This is a genomic window from Mesorhizobium sp. M1A.F.Ca.IN.020.04.1.1 (genome assembly GCF_003997315.1).
Classification (GTDB): Bacteria; Pseudomonadota; Alphaproteobacteria; order Rhizobiales; family Rhizobiaceae; genus Mesorhizobium.
Genome location: NZ_RZSN01000062.1, coordinates 1 through 22,007 on the forward strand (window position 1 = coordinate 1; position 22,007 = coordinate 22,007).

At 62.6% G+C, this 22,007-nt stretch carries 17 protein-coding genes and 2 tRNA genes; 5 read left to right on the top strand and 14 right to left on the bottom strand.

The annotated features are described in order from the left end of the window. Positions 1 to 246: 246 nt before the first annotated feature. The gene (gene argS, locus EOA49_RS14840; protein ID WP_127241594.1) at positions 247 to 2,004 is read right to left on the bottom strand and encodes an arginine--tRNA ligase; all 1,758 of its coding nucleotides are present in this window, start codon (positions 2,002 to 2,004) and stop codon (positions 247 to 249) included. Positions 2,005 to 2,064: 60 nt separating this feature from the next. Beyond that, the gene (locus tag EOA49_RS14845; RefSeq protein ID WP_067329538.1) at positions 2,065 to 3,282 is read right to left on the bottom strand and encodes a deoxyguanosinetriphosphate triphosphohydrolase; all 1,218 of its coding nucleotides are present in this window, start codon (positions 3,280 to 3,282) and stop codon (positions 2,065 to 2,067) included. Between the two features lie 70 nt (positions 3,283 to 3,352). Between EOA49_RS14845 and erpA the strand changes: the two genes are divergently transcribed. From erpA to EOA49_RS14865, 4 genes are all read left to right on the top strand, one after another. Further along, positions 3,353 to 3,700 (top strand): iron-sulfur cluster insertion protein ErpA, encoded by a 348-nt coding sequence (erpA, locus tag EOA49_RS14850; RefSeq protein WP_067329535.1) that lies wholly within the window; start codon positions 3,353 to 3,355, stop codon positions 3,698 to 3,700. Positions 3,701 to 3,709: 9 nt separating this feature from the next. After that, the gene (locus EOA49_RS14855; RefSeq protein ID WP_067329532.1) at positions 3,710 to 4,102 is read left to right on the top strand and encodes a VOC family protein; all 393 of its coding nucleotides are present in this window, start codon (positions 3,710 to 3,712) and stop codon (positions 4,100 to 4,102) included. 7 nt (positions 4,103 to 4,109) lie between these two features. After that, positions 4,110 to 4,904 carry an exodeoxyribonuclease III gene (gene xth / locus EOA49_RS14860; protein WP_067329529.1) on the top strand — a complete coding sequence of 265 codons (795 nt, stop codon included), beginning with the start codon at positions 4,110 to 4,112 and terminating at the stop codon, positions 4,902 to 4,904. A 79-nt stretch (positions 4,905 to 4,983) separates the two neighbouring features. After that, on the top strand, positions 4,984 to 5,259 hold the full coding sequence (locus tag EOA49_RS14865) for a hypothetical protein (protein ID WP_066999955.1): 276 nt from the start codon (positions 4,984 to 4,986) through the stop codon (positions 5,257 to 5,259). 15 nt (positions 5,260 to 5,274) lie between these two features. Here EOA49_RS14865 and EOA49_RS14870 read toward each other — a convergent pair whose 3' ends face one another. The 10 genes from EOA49_RS14870 to EOA49_RS14915 all read right to left on the bottom strand — a co-directional run bounded on the left by EOA49_RS14870 (position 5,275) and on the right by EOA49_RS14915 (position 16,848). After that, entirely contained in the window at positions 5,275 to 6,102 is an 828-nt protein-coding gene (locus tag EOA49_RS14870) for a tetratricopeptide repeat protein (RefSeq protein ID WP_066999951.1), read from the bottom strand. After that, positions 6,089 to 7,813, bottom strand: a complete 1,725-nt coding sequence (gene ilvD / locus EOA49_RS14875; protein ID WP_127243219.1) for a dihydroxy-acid dehydratase — start codon at positions 7,811 to 7,813, stop codon at positions 6,089 to 6,091. The genes EOA49_RS14870 and ilvD overlap by 14 nt, the downstream gene beginning before the upstream one ends. Positions 7,814 to 8,107: 294 nt before the next feature. Continuing rightward, positions 8,108 to 9,352 (bottom strand): OmpP1/FadL family transporter, encoded by a 1,245-nt coding sequence (locus tag EOA49_RS14880; RefSeq protein ID WP_127242096.1) that lies wholly within the window; start codon positions 9,350 to 9,352, stop codon positions 8,108 to 8,110. Between the two features lie 361 nt (positions 9,353 to 9,713). Then, entirely contained in the window at positions 9,714 to 12,497 is a 2,784-nt protein-coding gene (locus EOA49_RS14885; protein ID WP_127243220.1) for a valine--tRNA ligase, read from the bottom strand. A 220-nt stretch (positions 12,498 to 12,717) separates the two neighbouring features. Next, positions 12,718 to 13,524: a PopZ family protein gene (locus tag EOA49_RS14890; protein WP_127243221.1), complete on the bottom strand. Its 807-nt coding sequence runs from the start codon at positions 13,522 to 13,524 to the stop codon at positions 12,718 to 12,720. A gap of 234 nt (positions 13,525 to 13,758) precedes the next feature. Then, a complete protein-coding gene (locus EOA49_RS14895) occupies positions 13,759 to 15,153 on the bottom strand; it encodes a TolC family outer membrane protein (RefSeq protein WP_127240272.1) in 1,395 nt (464 codons plus the stop codon). Between the two features lie 181 nt (positions 15,154 to 15,334). Next, positions 15,335 to 16,009: a protein-L-isoaspartate O-methyltransferase gene (locus tag EOA49_RS14900; RefSeq protein ID WP_067329513.1), complete on the bottom strand. Its 675-nt coding sequence runs from the start codon at positions 16,007 to 16,009 to the stop codon at positions 15,335 to 15,337. A 126-nt stretch (positions 16,010 to 16,135) separates the two neighbouring features. Then, a tRNA-Cys gene (locus EOA49_RS14905) sits at positions 16,136 to 16,209 on the bottom strand. Positions 16,210 to 16,386: 177 nt separating this feature from the next. Further along, on the bottom strand, positions 16,387 to 16,647 hold the full coding sequence (locus EOA49_RS14910; RefSeq protein WP_066999931.1) for a hypothetical protein: 261 nt from the start codon (positions 16,645 to 16,647) through the stop codon (positions 16,387 to 16,389). After that, positions 16,648 to 16,848, bottom strand: coding sequence for a hypothetical protein (locus EOA49_RS14915; protein WP_095780750.1), 201 nt, complete (start codon positions 16,846 to 16,848; stop codon positions 16,648 to 16,650). Between the two features lie 14 nt (positions 16,849 to 16,862). On the opposite strand from EOA49_RS14915, the gene EOA49_RS14920 reads away from it, so the two are divergent. Continuing rightward, positions 16,863 to 16,937, top strand: a tRNA-Asn gene (locus tag EOA49_RS14920). A gap of 92 nt (positions 16,938 to 17,029) precedes the next feature. Here EOA49_RS14920 and EOA49_RS14925 read toward each other — a convergent pair. Together EOA49_RS14925 and EOA49_RS14935 are read right to left on the bottom strand one after the other, a co-directional pair. Beyond that, positions 17,030 to 17,920: an FHA domain-containing protein gene (locus tag EOA49_RS14925; RefSeq protein ID WP_164746728.1), complete on the bottom strand. Its 891-nt coding sequence runs from the start codon at positions 17,918 to 17,920 to the stop codon at positions 17,030 to 17,032. Positions 17,921 to 18,811: 891 nt separating this feature from the next. After that, entirely contained in the window at positions 18,812 to 21,958 is a 3,147-nt protein-coding gene (locus tag EOA49_RS14935) for an efflux RND transporter permease subunit (RefSeq protein WP_067329506.1), read from the bottom strand. Positions 21,959 to 22,007 lie beyond the last annotated feature (49 nt).

Genomic DNA, 22,007 nt, shown 5'->3' on the forward strand with positions numbered 1-22,007 from the left:
GACGCAGCCTTTGCGGCCGCTGGCGACTGCGGCCTGACCGGCTGACGCGGATCGAAACCCATGATGCGGGTCAGTTCGGCGAACGGATCGTCGTCGGCGATGTGATTGCTTGCGGCTACTTTCAGCTGGGTTCTGTCTGCCATTATTGTTCCCGAACTCGCACACAGTCGGACGCCATGGACGTCGCGCAGGGTTGGCCCTTACCAGCGCAATGTGGGCAAAAGGTGACAGGCTTTTTAGTCAAACCTAACGCATTTCGGTAGGCGCATCAGCTCCTATCAGCGTCAGGCCGGAGGTCAAAACATCCGAAACAGCCTGCACCAGCCCCAGTCTGGCATACGTCAATTGTGGGTCGTTAACCTTAACAAAACGTAAGTCTGGGTTGTCGGTGCCCCGATTCCAGTGTGCGTGGAAGCTCGACGCCAGATCGTAGAGGTAGAATGCCAGCCGGTGCGGCTCCAGCGCAAGCGCCGCGGATTCGATTAGCCGTGGATATTCAGCGAGTTTCCGGATCAGGCCGATTTCGCCCTCGTCCGTCAGCGACGCAACCGAGGCCACAAGCCGGTCGCGGTCGAAATTCGCTTCGCCCAATTGCTCGCTCGCCTGCCGGAACACCGAGTGGCAGCGCGCGGAAGCGTATTGCACGTAGAACACCGGATTGTCCTTGGACTGCTCGGTGACCTTGGCGAAGTCGAAATCGAGCGGCGCATCATTCTTGCGGTAGAGCATCATGAAGCGGATCGGGTCGCGGCCGACCTCCTCCACCACGTCGCGCAGCGTGACGAAATCCCCTGACCGCTTCGACATCCGGACCGGCTCGCCGTCGCGGAACAGCTTCACCAGTTGGCAGAGCAGGACCGTGAGCTTGACCGTGTCGCCGGCGACCGCGCGCGCCAGCGCTTCGAGCCGCTTGACGTAACCGCCATGGTCGGCGCCGAGCACATAGATGAGATCGACGAAGCCGCGCTCGACCTTGTCCTTGAGATAGGCGACGTCCGCGGCGAAATAGGTGAAAGAGCCGTCCGACTTCACCAGCGCCCGGTCCATGTCGTCGCCGACCGCGGTCGAGCGGAACAGCGTCTGCTCGCGGTCTTCCCAGTCGTCCGGCTTCTCGCCCTTCGGCGGCGGCAGCTTGCCCTTGTAGATATGACCCTTCAGCGTCAGGTCGGCGATTGCCGCGCGGATCTTCTTTGCGTTGTCGGCATGCAGCGTGCGTTCGGAGAAGAACACGTCGTGATGCACGTTGAGCAGCGCCAGATCCTCGCGGATCATCGCCATCATCGCGTCGACCGTGCGATCCTTGACGATCGCCAGCGCCTCGTCTTCCGGCATCTCCAGCAGGCCGAGGCCGAACTGTTCGGCCAGCGCCTGCCCGACGGGTATCAGATAGTCGCCTGGATAAAGGCCTGGCGGAATCTCGCCGACGGCTTCGCCGAGCGCCTCGCGATAGCGCAGCATGGTCGAGCGTCCAAGCACGTCGATCTGCGAGCCGGCATCGTTGATGACATATTCCTTGGTCACATCGTAGCCGGCGAAGGCCATCAGGTTGGCTAAAGTGTCGCCGACGACGGCGCCCCGGCAATGGCCGACATGCATCGGGCCGGTCGGATTGGCCGAGACATACTCGACGTTGGCCTTGCGGCCGCCGCCGATTTTGGAGCGGCCATAGTTGCGGCCCTCGCCGAGCAGCACTGCCAAATGCGCCTGCCAGAAGCCGTCCTTCAGCCGGAGATTGACGAAGCCCGGGCCGGCAACATCGGCGGAAGCGATGTCGGCATCGCTGCGCAGCGCTGCGGTCAGCTGCTCGGCCAGCGCGCGCGGGTTCTGGCCGGTGGGCTTTGCCAGCACCATCGCCGCATTGGTGGCAAGGTCGCCATGACTGGCGTCGCGCGGCGGCTCGACCGCGATGCGCGACAGATCCAGCGCTCCGCCATCCTTGTCCTTCAGATCAAGGGCTTCGACGGCTCTTACGATCCGCGCGTTGAAATCGGCGAAGATATTCATCGGGTATGCTCTGGGCTTTAAGAGGGACCGGCTGCTTGGCCGACAAAATCGTGGCTCGCCCTAGCCCAAATCCGGCGTATGGTCAAACAATCGCCTGTGCTCCTTGAGCGCATAGGTATCGGTCATTCCGGCCAGGAAATCGGCGACGCTGCGCGCCTTGATGCGATCCTGCGCCCTGTCGAGCCCTTCGCGCCAGCCGTCCGGCATGGCGCGCGGGTCGGCGAAATAGACATCGAACAGGTCGCGGACGATCTGCTCGGCGTCGGCCCGCACGCGCATCACTTCGGCATGCCGGTAGAGATGCTTGTAAAGAAAGGCCTTCAGCTCCTTTTCGGCTGCCGCCATTTCGGCCGAGAAGGTGACCATCGTCTCACCCGCGGCCCTCACCGCATCGGCGCTGTCCGGCTTGAGGCGCTCGATATTGTCGGTAGCGGCAGCAATAACATCCTCCACCATCAGCGTGATCTGCCGCCGCATCAGCTCGTGGCCGGTGCGAACGTCGTCGAGTTGTGGGTAGCGGGCGCGCACGCCACTCAGGATCGAGCCCGGCAGGCCGATGTCTTCCAGCATGTCCAGCGTCAGCAGGCCGGCACGCAGGCCGTCGTCGATGTCATGCGTGTTGTAGGCGATATCGTCGGCGATCGCGGCGCACTGCGCCTCGATGCCGGCGAAGCGGTCGAGCTCGAGGTCGTGCAGTGCGGAATAGTCGCGGATCGCCTGCGGCACGGGGCCCTTGAGCCCCTTCCCGCTTGCATCGGTAAGCGGCCCGTTATGCTTGACCAGCCCTTCCAGCGTCTCCCAGCTGAGGTTCAACCCGTCGAACTCGGCGTAGCGCCGCTCGAGCCGGGTGACGACGCGCAACGACTGCGCGTTATGGTCGAAGCCGCCCCAGCCGGCCATCTTTTCGTTCAGCGCCTCCTCGCCGGTATGGCCGAAAGGCGTGTGACCGAAATCGTGCACCAAGGCCACTGCCTCCGCCAGATCCTCGTCGCCGCGCAGCGCGCGTGCCAGGGCGCGGGCAATCTGCGCCACCTCGATCGAATGCGTCAGCCGGGTGCGGTAGTGATCGCCCTCATGCGCAATGAACACCTGCGTCTTGTGCTTCAGCCGGCGGAAGGCGGTGGAATGGATGATGCGGTCGCGGTCACGCTGGAATGGCGTCCGGGTCGGACTTTCCGGCTCATCGAACAGGCGGCCGCGCGAGCGCGCCGGATCGCTCGCGTAAACGGCGCGCGGCCGGTAGCCGAAACCGATCTCACCGAGAGCATCCTTGCCCATTCGCCCACCAGTTGACTTGCCCCCGTCCGCTTCATACCTATCATGGGAAACCGAAAGCAAGGTGACGCCGATGGGCGCGGATGCCAAGACTGCCATGAAGGTCGAAATGACCGAAGCGGCCGCGAAGCGGATCGCCAGGATTCTGGCCGGCGAGCCGGGCAAGAATGCCTTGCGCGTTTCCGTCGAAGGCGGCGGCTGCTCCGGCTTCTCCTACAAGTTCTATCTCGTCGATAGTCGCAACGACGACGACGTAGCCATCGAGAAGGATGGCGCCACGATCCTCATCGACGACCTCTCGCTGGTCTATATGGGCGGCTCGGTGATCGATTTCGTCGATGACCTTATGGGTCAGTCTTTCCAGATCCGAAACCCGAACGCCGTCGCCTCCTGCGGCTGCGGCACCAGCTTCTCCGTCTAGCGGGCCGCCATGCCCACGGTCGGCGCGGTCCGTCAGGTCGCGCTGTCGGCCGGGCGCGATCTGGATAGAACGCTGGCTTTCTGGCACGATGTGCTCGGCATGAGCGTGCATGCGCGCTACGATCCGCCGGGCATCGCCTTCATCATCGCGGGCGGCGTGCGGCTGTTCTTTGGCGACGGCGTGCCCCCTGGCACCGTCTATCTCGATATTGCCGGCCTTGAGGCCTTCCATGCCGAGGCGAAAGCCGCCGGTGTTCCTTTCACCGCGTCGCCGGCGCTGGTCCATCGCGACACCGAGGGCCGGTTCGGTCCGGCGGGGGAAAGCGAATGGATGGCCTTTCTAAAGGATCCGGGAGGCAATACGATCGGCCTCGTCGAGCGCCTTGCGCCGGAAGAACATTGAGGTCCGCATGAAGATCGTCACCTGGAACATCAACGGCGTTCGCGCCCGCATCGGCAACCTCACCCACTGGCTTACCGAGAGCGCGCCGGACATCGTGTGCCTGCAGGAGATCAAGACGGTCGACGACCAGTTCCCGCGGGCGGAGATCGAGGCGCTGGGCTATAATGTCGAGACCAACGGCCAAAAGAGCTTCAACGGCGTCGCTCTCCTGTCGAAGCTGCCCTTCGACGAGGTCAATCGCGGTTTGCCTGGCGACGATGCCGACGACCACGCGCGCTTCATCGAAGGCGTCTTCTCGACCGATAAGGGCGCGCTGCGGGTCGCCTCCCTCTATCTGCCGAACGGCAACCCAGTCGATGACGAGCGGAAGTTTTCCTACAAGCTGTCATGGATGGCGAGGCTAGAGCGCTGGGCGGAAGAGCGGCTGAGGCTCGAGGAAGCGCTGGTGCTGGCCGGGGACTACAACGTCATCCCCGAGCCCGCCGACGCCAGGTTCCCCGAAAACTGGCGCAGTGACGCGCTATTCCAGCCTCAGACGCGGCAGGCCTTCCGGCGCCTGAAGAATCTCGGCTTCACGGAGGCCGTGCGCGCCGTGACCGATTCGCCGGATGTCTATACTTTCTGGGACTATCAGGCCGGCGCCTGGCAGAAGAACAACGGCATCCGCATCGACCATCTGTTGCTGTCTCCCGAAGCCGCTAACCGCTTCTCGTCGGCCTCGGTTGAAAAGCACGTCCGCGCCTGGGAAAAACCTTCCGACCACGTGCCAGTGGCCATCGATCTGCGCTTGCAGCCGGCCTGAAGGCGCTGCTTGCGGACTCTTGCCGAACCCTGATGTCGCCACAAATCGTGTGTCTGATGCGGGATTGTTGCGGGGTTCGATGGCGATCCGATTTGTTCTTTGCCCGGTCGGCCTTGCGCTGGCATTTGCCGCGCCAGCGCTCGCGGCCCCGGAGTGTCTTGCCAACGGCAAATCGTTCAAGCTCGGTGAGACGGCCTGCCTGACCATTGCCGGCGAAAGTCACCTCGCCCGCTGCGATATGGTTCTCAACAACACGTCCTGGACGAAGGTCCAGGACGACTGCCCCGGCGAGAATCAGGCGCCGAAACTGCACCCGACCTCAATCACGGCGCCGACGGAACCTACCGAAAATTGAAGCCGAAGCTGCGGCCTACTGGTCGCCGTTGTTGCCCTTGGTCAGGATGTCGTCGGCGAGCGAAATCGCCGTGCGACGGTCGGCTTCGCCAGCCGCGGCGAAGGCCTCTTCCTGCATGCTGCGGATCCAGGGCTGATCCGCCGGCGGGGCACGCTCCAAGGCAGCCGTCATCATCGCCAGGCCGCGCACGATCTTGCCGCTCTGGAACAACAGATTGCCGAGCGTCGCCTGCGCGCCGGCATGGCCTTTTTCGGCCGCGAGTTGCAGCCAGCGCCCGGCCTGCTTGACGCTGGCCTTCACGCCGCCCTCGCCTTTCAGGAACATCTGACCGATCTCGAACTGCGCGTTCGGGTTGCGGTAGTTGGCGGCGGCGCGCATGTAGTATTCCTGCGCCGCAACCTCGTTCTCCTCGACCGGGCTGCCGGGGATACCTTTGCGCAGATAGTCGCCGAGCGCGACAAGCGCATCGGAGACATAGCTTTCCTCGGGCGAGCCGGGCTCGACATCCTGATCGACGATCTCGGAGAAGAACTTGAAGGCCGCATAGTCGTCGCGGGCCACGCCGTCGCCCTGGGCATACATGCGCGCAAGCTTCCAGGTGGCGCCGATCTGGCCGTTCTCGGCGGCATATTTATAGGCCTCGACCGCTTGGTCCTTGTGGCCGTTCTTGTAGGCGGAGAAGCCGAACTGGAACACCGCCCACGGGCTCGACTGCGGCTTGACCCCGGTCTTGTCGTCGAACACCTTGTCATCGAAGGCCATGACCTGCCCGACGGCGCCCAAGGTCGCCACCGCGACCAGTGCCGGCAAGACAAATGACCTCAACACCTCAAATGTCCGCATAGCAGTGTGTTTCTTTTGCGCCGCCCGGATGGGTGACCGCGCCGTCGCGGGCCGACCCTACGGTCTGCGCATATTTCCAGATCGCGCCGGACTTATAGTCGGTCTTGCGCGCCTTCCATTTCTTGGCCCGGGCCGCCAGTTCGGCATCCGACAGCGCCACCTCGATCGTGCCATTAACGGCATCGATTGAGATCACGTCGCCATTCTTGATGAGCCCGATCGGCCCGCCGACCGCCGCCTCCGGCCCGACATGGCCGATGCAGAAACCACGTGTAGCTCCGGAAAAACGGCCGTCGGTAATCAGCGCCACTTTGCCGCCCATGCCCTGGCCGTAGAGCGCTGCCGTCGTCGACAGCATCTCGCGCATGCCCGGACCGCCGCGCGGCCCCTCGTAGCGGATGACGAGAACCTCGCCCTCCCGGTAATTGCGCTGCGTGACCGCTTCGAAGCACTCCTCTTCCGAATCGAAGCAGCGCGCCGGGCCTGAGAATTTCAGCTCCGACATGCCGGCGATCTTCACGATCGCGCCTTCGGGGGCGAGGTTGCCCTTCAAGCCCACAACGCCGCCTGTCTTGGTGATTGGCCGATTGGCGGGACGCACAACATCCTGGCTCTCATTCCAGGCAACGTGCTCCATGTTTTCGGCCAAAGTGCGGCCAGTGACCGTCATGCAGTCGCCGTGAAGATAGCCGTGGTCGAGCAGCGTCTTCATCAAGAGCGGAATGCCGCCGGCTTCGAACATGTCCTTGGCGACATATTTGCCGCCGGGCTTGAGGTCGGCGATATAAGGTGTCTTTTCGAAGATCGCCGCCACGTCGAAGAGGTCGAACTTGATACCCGCCTCATGCGCGATCGCCGGCAGATGCAGCGCCGCGTTGGTCGAGCCGCCGGTGGCCGAAACGACCGTCGCGGCATTCTCCAAAGCGTTGCGGGTAACGATGTCGCGCGGCCGGATGTTTTTCGCGATCAGCTCCATGACCTTTTCGCCGGAGGCGAAATTGAACCGGTCGCGCATTTCGTAGGGCGCCGGCGCGCCGCAGGAATAGGGCAAGGCCAGCCCGATCGCCTCGGCGACCGTCGCCATGGTGTTGGCGGTGAACTGGGCGCCGCACGACCCTGCCGACGGACAGGCGGCCTGCTCGATCTCGAGCAGCTCGGCATCGGAGATCGTGCCGACCGAATGCTGCCCGACCGCCTCGAACACATCCTGCACGGTGATCTGCCTTCCGCGGTAGCTGCCGGGCAGGATCGAACCGCCATAAATAAAGATCGACGGCACGTTGAGCCGCACCATCGCCATCATCATGCCGGGCAGCGACTTGTCGCAGCCGGCAAGCCCGACCAGCGCGTCATAGCAATGGCCACGCATGGTGAGCTCGACTGAATCGGCGATCACCTCGCGCGACACCAGGGACGACTTCATGCCCTGGTGGCCCATGGCGATACCGTCCGTGACGGTGATGGTGCAGAATTCGCGCGGCGTGCCATTGGCGGCCGCGACGCCCTTCTTCACCACCTGCGCCTGGCGCATCAGCGAGATGTTGCAGGGTGCGGCCTCGTTCCAGCAGCTGGCGACGCCGACGAGCGGCTGCGCGATCTCGGCCGCCGACAATCCCATGGCGTAGAGGTATGAACGATGCGGCGCGCGCGCCGGACCTTCGGTCACGTAGCGGCTGGGCAGCTTGGCCTTGGAGATTGCCTTGGCGTCCATCGTCGTCCTTGCCGCACACCCCGCGGCCGGTCCCATCGCCGGGCCAACCTGGCACGCGTCCCGAGACCTACTCGAGTTGCTCCGGGTTTATGGCGGGAAATGGGCAGTTCCCTCGGCTAGCCTTTTTGCTTCGGGGTTGTTCATAAACTGTTGCTGAAACGTCACAATCGTCTGAAGCGCCGGCTGTGCAGCTAATTTGCAACACAGGATCGGCCAACCAGCCCAGGCCGTTGATTGCCCAATAGAAAAAGGCCGGGCGGTGCCCGGCCTTCTTCGCGGAATTGCGGGAGCGGCTTAGAACTTGATCTTTATGCCACCCGAGATCGCCGTGACCAGATCGTTGCCGAAGTCGTAGCTGGCGTCGGTGCCGGCCTGATAACCGTTGTCTCCGGTCACGATGCCGGAATGCCCGCTGGTCAGCACACCGAATGCACCAGCCAACCGAACCTCGATGTTCGGCCGCGGCGTGTAGGCGACGCCGCCCCCGAGTGTCCAAGTATCGGTCTGCGCGCCATAGCCGTGCGAAGTGCCGCGATCCCAGGTGAGCTGACCGGCGGCGCTCCACTGATCGTTGAACTTATGGCCTATGCCGCCGGACACCGTCCAACCGTCGCGATACATCAGGTCCAGCGAGGTGGCCTGAAGAGAGCCGGAAGCATCATTGCCCGTAAAACATGCGGCGGTGGGAGTCCCGACAATACAAATGGGAACGCTCTGCAGCACGCTCCAGTTCACCCATTTGATCGAACCGAAAGCAAGCCAGCCTGGCGCGATGCCGGATTGCAATTTCAACTCCACGGAGTCCGGCATGTACTGAGTGCTGCCGTAGATCGGCGCAGAACCCGTGGGTAATGTCGGTGACGTCAGGGTGCCGGAGATGTTGTCGAGCTTGACCTGGGAATTATAGACCAAGCTGGCGCGGAGTGCGATCTCAGGGATTTCGTAGGCAACGCCAGCGCGCCAGCCCCAGCCGCTGGCCTCCAGGTCGACGCGGCCAATCGGTGACGGCCCAACTGGATTGAAACCCACTAAGCTTTGCTTGAAGCCTGAAATATCCTGGTAGAACGCGCCGCCGATAAAGCGGAGCTGGCCCTTACCGACATCGAACTTGTATGAACAGGTACCAGCGTAGTTATTGCTCTTGATGTCCGTTTCAACGTTGGAAAAAGCGCCATTCCACGACGCGCCAGGGGCGGTGTGAGCGCCCCACGGCTGTGAATAGTCGATCATACAATCGACGCCCGGCACAACCTGAATCTTGCCCCCGATGCGCGGCACCCAATAACCCTCGGCGCCATCCGCCGTGGAACTGAGAAAATTGAATGTCCCATTCAGACCAGTCGCATTCTTGTACTTGCGATCCGGCATCACATAGGTAGCTTCCGCTTCCGTCGCGAACGGCGCCGGGTCGAACAGCAGGTCGATGTCGTAGCCGCCGCGCTCGAGCCCACCGGCATGCGCCGGGTGCATCGCCGCTCCGATCAAAGCCAGCGAAAAGCACCCTGCCCCCAGCAGTGCTTTGAGCCGCAAAACGTTCATGGAAATCCTCCCCGAAACACGAAGTGGGGCAAGCTAGAACCAATTCAGGTTAACGGCGCAACAACGAATTCGTGAGCTGTACATGTACACCTTGACAGCTCGTATTTTCGCCATGGTCATCGACCGCCCATTGAGCCTTAAAAGCGGCCCACTCGGCATCGGACTGAGAGAAAAAATTGCAAAAACGGTCCGAAACAGCTCAAAAACGGGCCATTTTGATCGGACTGGGCCCCATTGTTACATTACGGCAACAATGGGGCCAAAACTTTCCGTTTACGTCAAAATTAACCCAACGGCAGGCCCGTATACGAGCGTGGTGACGCTTCGTAAAGCGCCCTCCAGTGAAGCCGAATCTTGCCGGTCACCCGGCGTCTCGGACCCTGGTCAGGGCAACTGAAAGCTTCTCTTGCGCCTCGCGATATTCGGCGAGCTTTTCGCGCTCTGCCTCGACCACCTCCTGCGGCGCGTTGGCGACGAACTTCTCGTTGGAAAGCTTCTTGTGCAGGCGGGCGATCTCCTCGGTCACCTTGGCCAGTTCCTTCTGCAGCCGCGTTGCTTCGGCCTGAAGGTCGATAAGGCTGCCGAGCGGCAGACAGACGGTCGCTTCGTTGAGAACGATCTGGGCCGAGCCTTTCGGCGGCGCATCGACCAGCGCGATGTCGCCGACACGCGCCAGCCGCTTGATGGCCTGGGCGTGGCGGTCCAGCCTTTCCTGCGTGATGGCATTGGCGCCGATCACCACCAGCGGCGCGATCGCCGCCGGCGGCACGTTCATTTCCGAGCGCACCGAGCGAATGCCGGAGACGAGCTCGACCAGCCAGTTGATGTCGGCGGCAGCCTCGTCATCCTCGAAATCGGGCGCGGGCCAAGCAGCGTGGCAAAGCAGGGAGGTGCGTTCCTTCCCCTCGCCCGCGGTCTGCGCCCACAGCTCCTCGGTCATGAACGGCATCATCGGGTGCAGCAGCTTGTAGATCTCGTCCAGCACGAAGGCGACACAGGCCCGGCTCTCCGCCTTGGCCGCCTCGTCCGCGCCCATGAACACCGGCTTGAGCAGTTCGAGATACCAGTCGCAGAACAAGTTCCAGACGAAGCGATAGGCGGCGCCCGCCGCCTCGTTGAAGCGGTAGGTGGTGATGCCCTCCGTGATCGCCCGCGCCGCCCGCGTCAGCTCGGTCAGGATCCAGCGGTTGACCGCGAGCTTGGCGTCGTGCAGCCAGAAATCGTCGTTCCTGGCGACCTCGTTCATTTCGGCGAAGCGCGTGGCGTTCCAGAGCTTGGTCCCGAAATTGCGGTATCCGGCGATACGCGCCGGGTCGAGCTTCACGTCGCGCCCCTGCGCTGCCATCACGGTCAAGGTGAAGCGCAGCGCGTCGGCGCCATACTCGTCGATCAGGTCGAGCGGGTCGATGACGTTGCCTTTCGACTTCGACATCTTCTGCCCGTTCTTGTCGCGCACCAGCGCATGAACATAGACCGTGTGAAACGGCTCCTCATTCATGAAATGCAGGCCCATCATCATCATCCGGGCCACCCAGAAGAAGATGATGTCGAAGCCGGTCACCAGCACGTCGGTCTGGTAGTAGGTCTTCAGCTCCGGCGTCTGGTCAGGCCAGCCGAGCGTCGAGAACGGCCACAGCGCCGAGGAGAACCAGGTGTCGAGAACGTCCTCGTCGCGCGTCAGGATCTCGCCCGGCTTGAAATTCTCAAGCTTGTCCTCGACCCAGGCCTTCCACGGTCCTTCCAGTGCCAAATAATATTCGACCGCCGCAGCCAGCGCCTCCTCTTCGGTCTTCTCGACGAAGACGCGCCCGTCCGGCCCGTACCAGGCCGGAATCTGGTGCCCCCACCACAGCTGCCGCGAGATGCACCAGGGCTGGATGTTCTCCATCCAGTCGTAATAGGTCTTCTCCCAGTTCCTCGGCACGAAGTTCGTGCGGCCCTCGCGCACAGAGGCAATGGCCGGCTTGGCGAGCTCCGCCGCGTTGACGTACCACTGGTCGGTGAGGAACGGCTCGATCGGCACGCCGCCGCGATCGCCATGCGGCACGGTGTGGCGATGCGGCTCGACCTTTTCCAGGAAGCCGCCCGCTTCCATCAGCTCGACGATCTTCTTGCGCGCCACGAAGCGATCCAGCCCGTCGAGCTCATCCCAGACGGCCTGGCGCTGCGGCGTCACTTCAAGACCTGCAAGGAACTCCTCGTTATCCTTGAGCTTGATGTAGGCTTCGACGGTCAGGATGTTGATCGCCGGCAGCTTGTGGCGCTTGCCGACCTCAAAGTCGTTGAAGTCATGCGCCGGGGTGATCTTGACCGCGCCGGAACCCTTTTCCGGATCCGAATACTCATCCGCAACAACCGGTATCCTGCGGCCGACGATCGGCAGGATGACGTTCCTGCCGACCAGGTCGCGAAACCGCTCGTCGTCGGGGTGAACCGCCACCGCCGAGTCGCCCAGCATGGTTTCCGGGCGTGTCGTGGCGACGGTGATGAACGTCTTCGGATTCTCGGGATCGAACGCGAGGCCTTCGACCGGGTAGCGGAAATGCCAGAGATTGCCGTTGACCTCATGCTGTTCGACCTCGAGGTCGGAAATAGCCGTCAACAGCTTCGGATCCCAGTTCACAAGGCGCTTGTCCTTGTAGATCAGCCCCTGTTTGTATAGGGTGACGAACACCTCCAGCACCGCCTTGGACAGACCCTCGTCCATGGTGAAGCGCTCTCGGCTCCAGTCGGCCGAGGCACCGAGCCGCCTCAGTTGATTGAAGATGGCGCCGCCGGATTCGGCTTTCCACTCCCAGACCTTTTCGATGAACTCCTCGCGCGACAGGTCGCGGCGATGGATCTGCCTCTCCATCAGCTGCCGCTCGACCACCATCTGCGTGGCGATGCCGGCATGATCCATGCCCGGCTGCCACAGCACATTCTTGCCACGCATGCGCTCGAACCGCACCAGGATATCCTGCAGCGTGTTGTTGAGCGCGTGCCCCATATGCAGCGAGCCCGTAACGTTCGGCGGCGGGATGACGATGGTGAAGGCTTCCGCCCCTTCCTCCGCGCCGGCGCCGGCGCGGAACGCATCGGCCTCTTCCCAGATTTTGGCGATCTTCGGCTCGACGGTCTTGGCGTCGTAGGTTTTATCAAGCATGGAGGAAGTCCGAACTGTCGGGAACAAGCGTCCGGTGTAAATCGGAAGCTCTTGGCCGAGTCAACCGCGAGAAGGATGGGCCCGCCTTGCCCAGATAGGCTTGCGGCGATCTGCGGCAAGCCCATGACTCATCGCGAGACAGATCGCGCGGCCACATTTTCGCGGAAATAAAAAGCACCGCCTGAGGGTGGCGCTTTTTGCGCTGAAAGCCCAGACGAAATCACTGCGCGCCGCGCGCCACGCGTTCGATTTCCTCGCGCACCAGCCGTTCGACCAGTGTCGGCAGGTTGTTGTCGAGCCAGTCCTGCAGCATCGGCCGCAGCATCTCCTCGGCCATCTCGTCGAAGCTCTTCTTGCTGCGGCTGGCGAAGGCATCGGAAAGCTCGCCGAAGGCCGCCGCGACCTGACGGCCCGCATGCTCGGACAGGATTGCCGGCCAGGCTGGCGGCAGGTCGGCCGAGGATGGCTCCGAAACGTTGTCGGGCGCCGCGGTCTCGGCCGTTGGCGCCGCAAGATCCTCCTCGTCGATCTCGACTTCGCGCGCCACTTCCGGAGTTGCTACCTTCGCCTTGACGGAATTTCCGCCAACGGCGGCGATCTCGCGCCGCCATTCGGCGACGATGGTATCGGCACCTTGCGGCACGCTCTCCGCCGCCCTCGCGACCGCCGGGGTGTCCGGCTCGGCGGCTACCCTGGCCCCGACTTCCGCCAGGGTGGTGGGAGCGGGCGCGGTCTTCACCGGTTCAGGGCCGGTCTCGGCGATCGTCGGATCGGACGCCGCAAGCTGGGCCTGTATCTCCGCCAAACTCACCGGCTTGCTGGGAGCGGATCCGGCGTTGAGCTCGGAACGGAAGGGGTCAAGGTCGGCCGTCTGCGCCGCCGGCGTCGGCCGGAGGTCCTGGCGAACGTCACCGTTGTCCGCCGCCGGTTGTTTGCGGCCGGTATCGCTGTCCTCGATGATCCTTCGGATGGAAGCAAGTATCTCTTCCATGGAAGGTTCGCGCTGCGCGCTGCTCGCTGTCGCCATCGTCACATCCGCCGCCTTTGTGACTTGTTCAAGATTCCCATTCCGGCAAGACCGGAATTCGAATCAATGCGGACAGCGTAGCCGACCGATCGTCATCCGAGAATCCCCAATCTGGGGAGACGTTGGATTTCAACAGATTAGCTCGCTAAGCCGCCGACAGCCGACCGTCTGGTTTCCAATGCAAAAGCGCCGCGCATCCATTGGACACGCGGCGCTTTTGGAAATGCCAAAGGTTCAGCGGCCGTCCGGCGTGCGCAGCCCGATCCACTTGTCCCTGACGGCGTTGTAATGCTCTTCCGGGTTGTATTTCGTGACCGCCAGGCCGAGTTGGCCGGCGGACAGGCGGCCAATCGCCGACAGGATGGCGTAGCTCGCCACGACGACATCGCGCTCGGAGCTCGCCTGGTTGATCTTGGCGGTGATGACGGCGTTCTGCGCGTTGAGCACGTCGAGCGTGGTGCGCTGGCCGACATTGCGTTCCTCGATGACGCCGTTGAGCGCCAGTTGCGCGGCGGCGATCACCTGCCTGTTGGCATCCACGCTTTCGCGCGCGGCGGTGTATTGCGTCCACGCCGAAGCCACGGCCTGGCGCACCTGGTCGCGACTGACGTCGACCTCGATGCGGGCCTGGCTGAGCGATTCCTTCGACTGGCGGACCAGCGCAGAGGTGCGCCCGCCCGAATAGATCGGCACGGTAAGCGTTGCACCGATATTGGCCGAATTGGTCGTTCCTTCGGAACCCGCCGATGCAAAAACGCCGGGCGAGGTGTTGCGATACTGGCTCGAAATCCCGGCGCTGGCGGAAAGCTGCGGCAATAGCGCCCCTTCGGCCGACTTAACCGAAAAGGCCGCGGCGTCGACGAGATGCTCGGTGGCAAGGATGGCCGGATGCTCCGCGGCGGCGATGGCGAAGGCCGAATCGAGGCTTCCCGGCAGCAGCTTTCCAACCGGCGCGGCCGCCTTGAGCTTGCCCGGCTCGTCGCCGATGATCTGGTGGTAGGTCGCAGCGCTCGCCAGCGCCGTCGCGCGAGCGCTGGCGAGTTGCGCCACCGCGGTCGCCCGCGAGGCATCGGCCTGTGCGACGTCGGTGCGGGTGCCCTCTCCGACCTCGAAGCGCGATCGCGCGGCGCGCGCCTGCTCGGTCAGGAATTGCAGGTTCTGTGCGGTCAGGACCGCGATCTGGCGATCGCGGATCACATCCATGTAGGCGCTTGCCGCGTTGAACAGGATGTTCTCTTCGGTGTTGCGGAGACTTTCTTGCGAGGCCCTGACCTGCGCTTCGGCGGCGGCGACATTGTTCTTGGTTTGAAAGCCGTCGAACAGCGTCTGGTCGATCTCAACCCCGAAATTGCCCGTAGTGATATTTAAGGTTTGACCAAGGTTGTTGTTGCGGCTGCTCGTATAGTCGATGCTAGCCGATCCCCTGATCGTCGGGCGGTAGCCGGACTTGGCGATGGCCACGCCTTCGTCGGTGACACGGGTGCCCGCGCGGGCGGAATTCAGCTGGGAATTGTATTGATAGGCTTTGGCGAGCGCGCCGGTGATCGTTTCGGCGGATGCTGCCAGCGGCGAAAGCGCGGTCGCCGAAACAAGTATGGCTGATAGAAAAGTCTTGTGTAGGGGCGGCACGTATTATCCCTCATTCGTTTGCATGGGAACCACGCCGCGCACCTTTTCCTTCCGGATCAGCTAGCGCCGCGTGTTTATCGTCCCCCGCTGACAGCCCCCGAAAATGCACGTGAAGCAAATCAGCAACGATTGTTCAAGCGCAAGCGATCATGTCAGCGCCTTCGCTGCAAGGCAAAACCGCTCAAAATTCGAACGCATGAGCACGTTCGAACCCCGGTAGTGGCTTAATTGCCGCATTAAATGCGCGTCTGCCGGTTACAACCCCCCCGGCCTTGACAAAAAGACGCGCAACGCCGGAGTTGCCCTGCCCCTCGACCACAACCAGCCGTCCGTCCTCGGCGAGCTGGCCGAGCAATGCCGCGGGCACCTCCTCGACGCTGCCGCCGATGAAGATGACGTCATAGGGCGCCGCGGCGGCATGACCCTGCGGTAACGGCCCGATCACTACGGTGGTGTTCTGGCAATCCAGTGCGGAAAGGGTCGACTTCGCGGCTTCGGCAAGCGCCGGGTCGCTTTCGAGCGCAACCACCGATTTTGCGATTCGGGAAAGCAGCGCGGCCGAATAGCCGGTGCCGCAGCCGACATCGAGCACCGAATCGGTGTCGCTGATTTCGGCCAATTGCAAAAGCTTGGCGAGCGGTGACGGTTCCATCAGATAGCGGGCACCGCCGCCACTGACGCCATCGGTGATGCGGATGTCCTCGTCGATATAGGCTAGGTCCCGCTGCCCGGCGCTGACAAAAGCCTCGCGCGGCACGGAAAGCATCGCTTCGATCAGCGGCGCGCTGGTCACATCGGTGGTGCGGATCTGGCCATCGACCATCTTCACGCGGCGTTCGGAGAAATCAGCGTTCATGTCCCAACCAACCCGCTTCCCGCGCCCAATTCGCTGCCCGCGCCCGATCCGATTTCCAGGCAAATGACGCGGGCCAATTCGACCGGAACCTAGCGCCCCGGCGCGACAGCGCCGGAGCCCGGGCATTGGAGGCCTCGCCCGGAATCGAACCGGGGTGCAAGGATTTGCAGTCCTCTGCGTAACCACTCCGCCACGAGGCCTTCCATGCTCCCGGCGTTCCGGGGCAACTCAATATGTTGGCGGTGAAAGGTCGTCAAGCACCGGCAAGTCATTCCCGATGCTTTCCCATTCGTCATCGAAGGCAGTGGTTGCCGATTGCTTGCGGCCGATCCCGATGGTGTCGGCGGCACCTGCCGGACTCTCTCCCTGCAAAGCTCTCAATCCGGCCGGCGGCGGCGTTCCCACCAGACCACGAAGCGGCGCCTGTGACGACGCACCAGTGCGAATTCGTAGGACAGGACCAGCAGGCCGATCGGAACCATCCAGAAACCGAGAATCGGCAGAAAGCCCAGAATCCCGCCGATTGTGAGTAGCACGCCGATCGCGATCCGCAATCCCCGCGAGCGCGGCATGGAGAAGTCGCGGCCGAAGACCGTGATCTTGCGCGCCGGTGGGTTATCGTCGTCAGTTGCCGTCATTCAAAGCCAGATCCCATCTGCGCGGCCGATGTCATAAATACCAAAGGACGACCAGCCGCATTGTTCCATGCCGGTGTCAAGCCGCTCATATGTGGGCACGCCGAAGCGATGCCACAAATCGCCGCACGAAAAACTGCAGAAAAATTGCGAATTGCTGCTTTGCAAAGCCGAAAGGTGTTTGCTATAGGCTGCGCCACTCACGTCAGAGCCTCCGTTCCCCGGTAGCTCAGTGGTAGAGCAACCGGCTGTTAACCGGTTGGTCGCTGGTTCGAATCCGGCCCGGGGAGCCAATCGCCATTGAATTTCACTGAATAAACTTCCGATTCTACAAGCGCGCGGCGCTGGATCCGGCAGCATGCGGCAACGGTCAAGCCGGGCCGGATTAGTCTGAGAAAATTTCGTAGTGAAGGATTTCGGCGTCGCCGAGGGACGATCTCCGTCCGGGCGAGATGACGCCGGAGCCGAAGAGAAGGATATCTTCGCGGCGCACGAATACCTGATGGTCGGGTCCCATCGACACAAATGTGCCCGACGAGCTTCGCTCGATAAGCACGGCCTTGCCATTCGAAATGGTGAAGGTCGCGTGGTGCCTTGAGACCCAGGGCCGCTGGATGACGATGTTGCATTCCGGGGATCGGCCGATCGTCACCAATTCGTTGTTTCGGCAGGATCGCAACTGATCTCCATAGCGGATGACCAGATTGATCTGCCGCGGCGGGGCGGAGCGTCTCTCGATAACCGTGCCCCGGCTGACGATTTGCGTACTGAGGGCCCGATCCTCGCTCCCCAGGGTATAGACATCGAAGAGTTCTTGCTTTCCCTTGAAAGCCATTTTGTCGAGGAGCCGCAGGGCACTGCGGCTATCCGCGCAAAGGGCTTCGAAGAAGCTCTGGCTGATCAGCACCTCCCCGGGGTTGGCCGTGGTGGACAACCTTGCGGTGACATTGATAACGTCTCCGAATACCGCGCCCCGCGCGCGAATGACCGCCCCGAAATGCAATCCGATCCGGGCGTGCAACGGCCCTTTCGTCAGTTCGCTGCTGATTTGGAAGACGGCCCTCAGCGCCGCCTCCGAACTGTCGAACAGGCTGAGCACGTCATCGCCCTTCGAGTAAATGAAGTCACCGCCGTGCCGGGCGACGATCTCGCGTATCGCGTCGAGGCAATCCGAGATCTGCTGCAGAGCTGCATCATCGCCGATGCGCTCATAGAGCGGCGTGCTGCCCACGACATCAGCTAGGAGGACTGCGGCCAGAAGTCTTTCCTGATCCATCGGCTCGTATCCGACCAAGAACGCAACGTATAGCATAAGTCGCCCTCCTTGCCCGCCTGGGAGCCGGGTGCTGTGGCGAGACCACCTTGCACGGACAACCCGGCCTTGTTGCCGCCCTGGCAACTGCACAAGACTTTCCACGGCTATGACCAAGGCTGCCAAGCGCACGTTGAAGCGCAAGCGGACGATGCGGTCCGGAACAGCATTCCGAAAGCGACGAGAGGATAGCGACGAATAGGCGCGGCATACGGGCCGGTTCAGGGTAATGCTGAGCGGCGCCCGTGAGACGAGCGGGTGGAGTGTATCATTTTAATACAATCCTCAATTTGTAGACTCCTGCCATGCATCGGCAGCTAGTGTTCTCCGTCCAGGCTAGTGGAGGGAGCCGCGGACCGGGAGGAAAAAGATGTCCATCCAAAAGGAAGACTATCGCACGAACCGAGCCGACTATGCCTTTGCCGCGAAAGGCCAATCGGCCGTCGATGTGGGCCGCAACGAGATTCTAGAAAGAAGAAAGAAGACTCTCTGGCTAAGAGATCCGCGAATCGCCAGATTGGCCGCAAATCCGTGCGAAAGCCTACCAGGACCAAAGCCCAGACCGCGTGGGAATTAGCGACGCTGCTTCACTTATGGATGCGTGCCCCATCATAGCGGCAGGAGCGTATAGCCGGTGCCGTATTTCGTTTCCTAGCCCCGCCGGCTAGGCCCAGCTCTGTTGGCCTGCCCGCTTTGTGAAGACGAAATCACGGACGCGTTCCTTGCTGCTCCAAGTCCTCCGAGTTTTGTAAGGTATCATGCTGTTTCGCTGCGCGATCGAGATCGCCAACGGTATAGCCGGTGGATGGATGCGGTAGAGTCACGAACGTTCTGGTCTAGATCTCGGGCCTTGTATCAAAGGGGAGATGGTTCCAGGCCGAGACCTGTGGTCCGCGCCGGCGATCGCGCCTGCAGCGAACCGAGTCTGAGATAGATGGCAGGCACGACGAAGAGGTTCAGAAGCGTTGACGTGATCAGCCCGCCCAGAATGATGATGGCCATCGGATGTTCGATTTCCTGCCCGGGAATGTTGCCGGTGACAACCAGGGGGACGAGCGCAAGACCGGTCGCCAGCGTCGTCATGAGAATGGGCGAAAGGCGTTCACGCGCGCCGCGCAGGACAAGTTCCGGTCCGAAGGGCTCGCCCTCCTCGCGCTCCAGATGCAGGAAATGGTGGATCAGAAGCACCCCGTTGCGGGCCGCGATGCCCAACACCGTCAGAAACCCCACGAGGCCGCCTAGCGAGATGATGCCGTCGCCCAGATACGCGGCGATGACCCCGCCGACCATAGCGGCCGGCAGTGACAGGAAAACCAGGGCAGCGAGCCTCCAGCTTCTCAAGGAGGCCTGCAGCAGCATGAAGATTACGACCGCGGCGACAACAGAGGCATAGACGAGCCTGCTTTGCGCAGCCCTGCGTTCCGCCGCCTCGCCCAGCAGCTGGGCATGATAGCCGAGCGGAAACTCGAACTTGGCCAGGCGCTCCTCAACCTCATGGACGACCGAGCCCAGGTCGCGGTCGCGCACGTTGGCATGCACGTCATGGCGGCGCGAGGCGTTCTCACGTTTTATGGTGCTGGCCACCGGGGCAATCTTGACTTCGGCAACGTCGCCGAGCCGGACCTGACCGCCGTCGGGGGTATCCAGGAGAACGTTCTGTACGTCGTCAAGGCCGCGCCGCGATTTGGGCGTCGACCATACCATGACGTCATACACCTTTCCGATGCGATGAACGTCGCTCACCTCGTGACCGGCGAAGATCACGGCAGCAGCGCGACGAACATCGCCGGGCTTGAGACCCCTGGAAGCCGCCTTGGCGATATCCACGGTGACCTGAATTTGCGGTACCGTCTTCTGCGGCTCCTCGTGTAGGTCAATCAGGCCCTCGATGCCGGTCAGGGCGTCGCGGACCCTCACCGCCTGCTCCCGCAACATCGCCGCGTCAGGCCCGAAAATCCGAACCACTATCGACTCGCCCGACCCGGTGAGCACTTCCTTCACGCGCTCGCGAAGGTAGGTCTGGACGTCGCGATAGATACCGGGATAGCCGCCGACCGTGTCCTGAACCGCTTTCAGGGTCTCGTCATAGTCGACCTTCGGATCGACGCTGATCCAGTTCTCCGTGAAGTCGATGCCCACCACCTCGTCGGCCACCAGCGCCCGGCCGATGTGAGCGCCGAAGTTGCGCACCCCGGGAATGGATCTCAGTTCTTTGCTGGCAGCCACCGTCATCCGGTACATCTCTGCATGCGATGTCCCGGGCGGCGTCAGCCAGTGCATGAGGAAGTCACGTTCCTTGAAGGAGGGCAGGAGCGAGGTTCCGAGCAGCGGCCAAACGGCCAATCCCGCGACCACGACGAACGCGGTGATCCCAAAGATCGTGCGAGGAGCCGCGATGATCCGCGACAGCATGGCGGCATAGCCTCGCTGCAACCGCCCGACAAGCGGCGAGACGCGCTCGATCGGCGCTCCTTGAAGCAGGATAAGGCAGAGTGCCGGCGTCACCGTCAGCGCCACGGCCATCGAAGCGAGGAGCGCGATGGAATAGGACGTCGCCAGCGGTACGAAGAAAGTGCCCGACAGACCACCCATGAAGAACACAGGGACGACCGAGATGACGATGATGAGGGTCGCGGCGACGATCGGGCTGCGGATCTCGAGCGATGCTTCCAGGATAACTGATGCCACCGATTTGCCAGCGCCGCTGCGGCGATTCTCGCGCAATCGCCGCGTGATGTTTTCAACGTCGATGATAGCGTCGTCCACCACCGATCCCACCGCCACGACGAAGCCGGCCAGCACCATCGTGTTGATGGTCGTTCCGAGCCAGTAGAGAACAAGTCCCGCCGCGACCAGGGAGAGCGGGATCGCCAGCAGGCTGATGAGCGCCACCCGCCACTCGAACAGGAAGGCGCCGAGAACGCAGACCACCAGGACCGATCCCACCAGCAAGGCCATTGTCAGATTATGGATCGAGAGCTCGATGAACGTCGCCGGGCGGAAGATCTGCAGGTCGACGTCGATGCCCTTGAGGCCGTCCCTCATTTCGGCGAAGGCGGCCTCGACGCCGCGCGTGACCTCCAGCGTATTCGCCCACGGGAACTTCTCGACGATCAGCATCATGCCGGGACCGTCATTGATCACAGCGTCGCCGATCGGCAGCGGTTCCCCCCAGGTGACGTCGGCAAAGTCCGCCAGTACCAGTCGCTCGCCGGCTTTTGACTCGACCGGAATTCTCTTGACGTCCTCCAGCTTCACGCTGGACGCTATGTCGGCGCCGACATACAATCGCTGGTTGTCGGTGTCGATGAAGCCTACGGTCTGGCTCTTGGCTGAGCTCGACATCGGCAGCAGGCCGAAGTCCAGCGCATCGGCCGAAGCCTCCATGACCTCGTTCAGCGTCACGCCGTGTTTCAGCATGCGTGCGGGATCGACCTGGATCTGCAGCTGTTTGAGCTTTTCGCCCCACATCGCCACGTTGGCGACGCCGGGCACGCGCAGCAGGCGGAAGCGAATCTTCCAATAGGCGGTCATCGACAGGTCGAGCTGAGTGAGCTCCTTCGACGAAAGGCCGATCTTCATGGTCCTGCTGGTCGACGACAAGGGCTGCAGCATGACGGGCGGGCTCGAGCCGAACGGCAGTCTGGCCGACGCAAGCTGCACTCGCTCCTGGACGAGCTGCCGGGCGTGCATGATGTCGGTTCCCCGCTTGAAGATCATGACAATGGAGGACAGCGACATCACGCTCTTCGAGCGGATGACGTCGAGTTCCGGTGTGCCGCGCAGTGCATCCTCGAGGGGAATGGTGATCAGCTCCTCGACCTCGGCGGTCGACATGCCGATACCCTCGGTCTGAATCTCCACCAGCGGCGGGGAGAATTCGGGGAAGACGTCCACGGGCATCTTGCGGAACACGTCCAGACCCAGCAGCACCATCAGCGCTGCCGCGGCCAGTACCAGATACCGGTATTTCAGATTCGTGCCGATGATCCAGCGGAACATGGCCCTGTCCTTTGTTCGGATGATTGGACGCCGGCTAACTCAGGCGTTC

Excerpts from the sequence above, each read along its gene's own strand:
- argS (WP_127241594.1), bottom strand. The coding sequence starts at position 2,004 with ATGAATATCTTCGCCGATTTCAACGCGCGGATCGTAAGAGCCGTCGAA.
- EOA49_RS14845 (WP_067329538.1), bottom strand. The coding sequence starts at position 3,282 with ATGGGCAAGGATGCTCTCGGTGAGATCGGTTTCGGCTACCGGCCGCGC.
- erpA (WP_067329535.1), top strand. The coding sequence starts at position 3,353 with ATGGGCGCGGATGCCAAGACTGCCATGAAGGTCGAAATGACCGAAGCG.
- EOA49_RS14855 (WP_067329532.1), top strand. The coding sequence starts at position 3,710 with ATGCCCACGGTCGGCGCGGTCCGTCAGGTCGCGCTGTCGGCCGGGCGC.
- xth (WP_067329529.1), top strand. The coding sequence starts at position 4,110 with ATGAAGATCGTCACCTGGAACATCAACGGCGTTCGCGCCCGCATCGGC.
- EOA49_RS14865 (WP_066999955.1), top strand. The coding sequence starts at position 4,984 with ATGGCGATCCGATTTGTTCTTTGCCCGGTCGGCCTTGCGCTGGCATTT.
- EOA49_RS14870 (WP_066999951.1), bottom strand. The coding sequence starts at position 6,102 with ATGCGGACATTTGAGGTGTTGAGGTCATTTGTCTTGCCGGCACTGGTC.
- ilvD (WP_127243219.1), bottom strand. The coding sequence starts at position 7,813 with ATGGACGCCAAGGCAATCTCCAAGGCCAAGCTGCCCAGCCGCTACGTG.
- EOA49_RS14880 (WP_127242096.1), bottom strand. The coding sequence starts at position 9,352 with ATGAACGTTTTGCGGCTCAAAGCACTGCTGGGGGCAGGGTGCTTTTCG.
- EOA49_RS14885 (WP_127243220.1), bottom strand. The coding sequence starts at position 12,497 with ATGCTTGATAAAACCTACGACGCCAAGACCGTCGAGCCGAAGATCGCC.
- EOA49_RS14890 (WP_127243221.1), bottom strand. The coding sequence starts at position 13,524 with ATGGCGACAGCGAGCAGCGCGCAGCGCGAACCTTCCATGGAAGAGATA.
- EOA49_RS14900 (WP_067329513.1), bottom strand. The coding sequence starts at position 16,009 with ATGAACGCTGATTTCTCCGAACGCCGCGTGAAGATGGTCGATGGCCAG.
- EOA49_RS14910 (WP_066999931.1), bottom strand. The coding sequence starts at position 16,647 with ATGACGGCAACTGACGACGATAACCCACCGGCGCGCAAGATCACGGTC.
- EOA49_RS14925 (WP_164746728.1), bottom strand. The coding sequence starts at position 17,920 with ATGGATCAGGAAAGACTTCTGGCCGCAGTCCTCCTAGCTGATGTCGTG.
- EOA49_RS14935 (WP_067329506.1), bottom strand. The coding sequence starts at position 21,958 with ATGTTCCGCTGGATCATCGGCACGAATCTGAAATACCGGTATCTGGTA.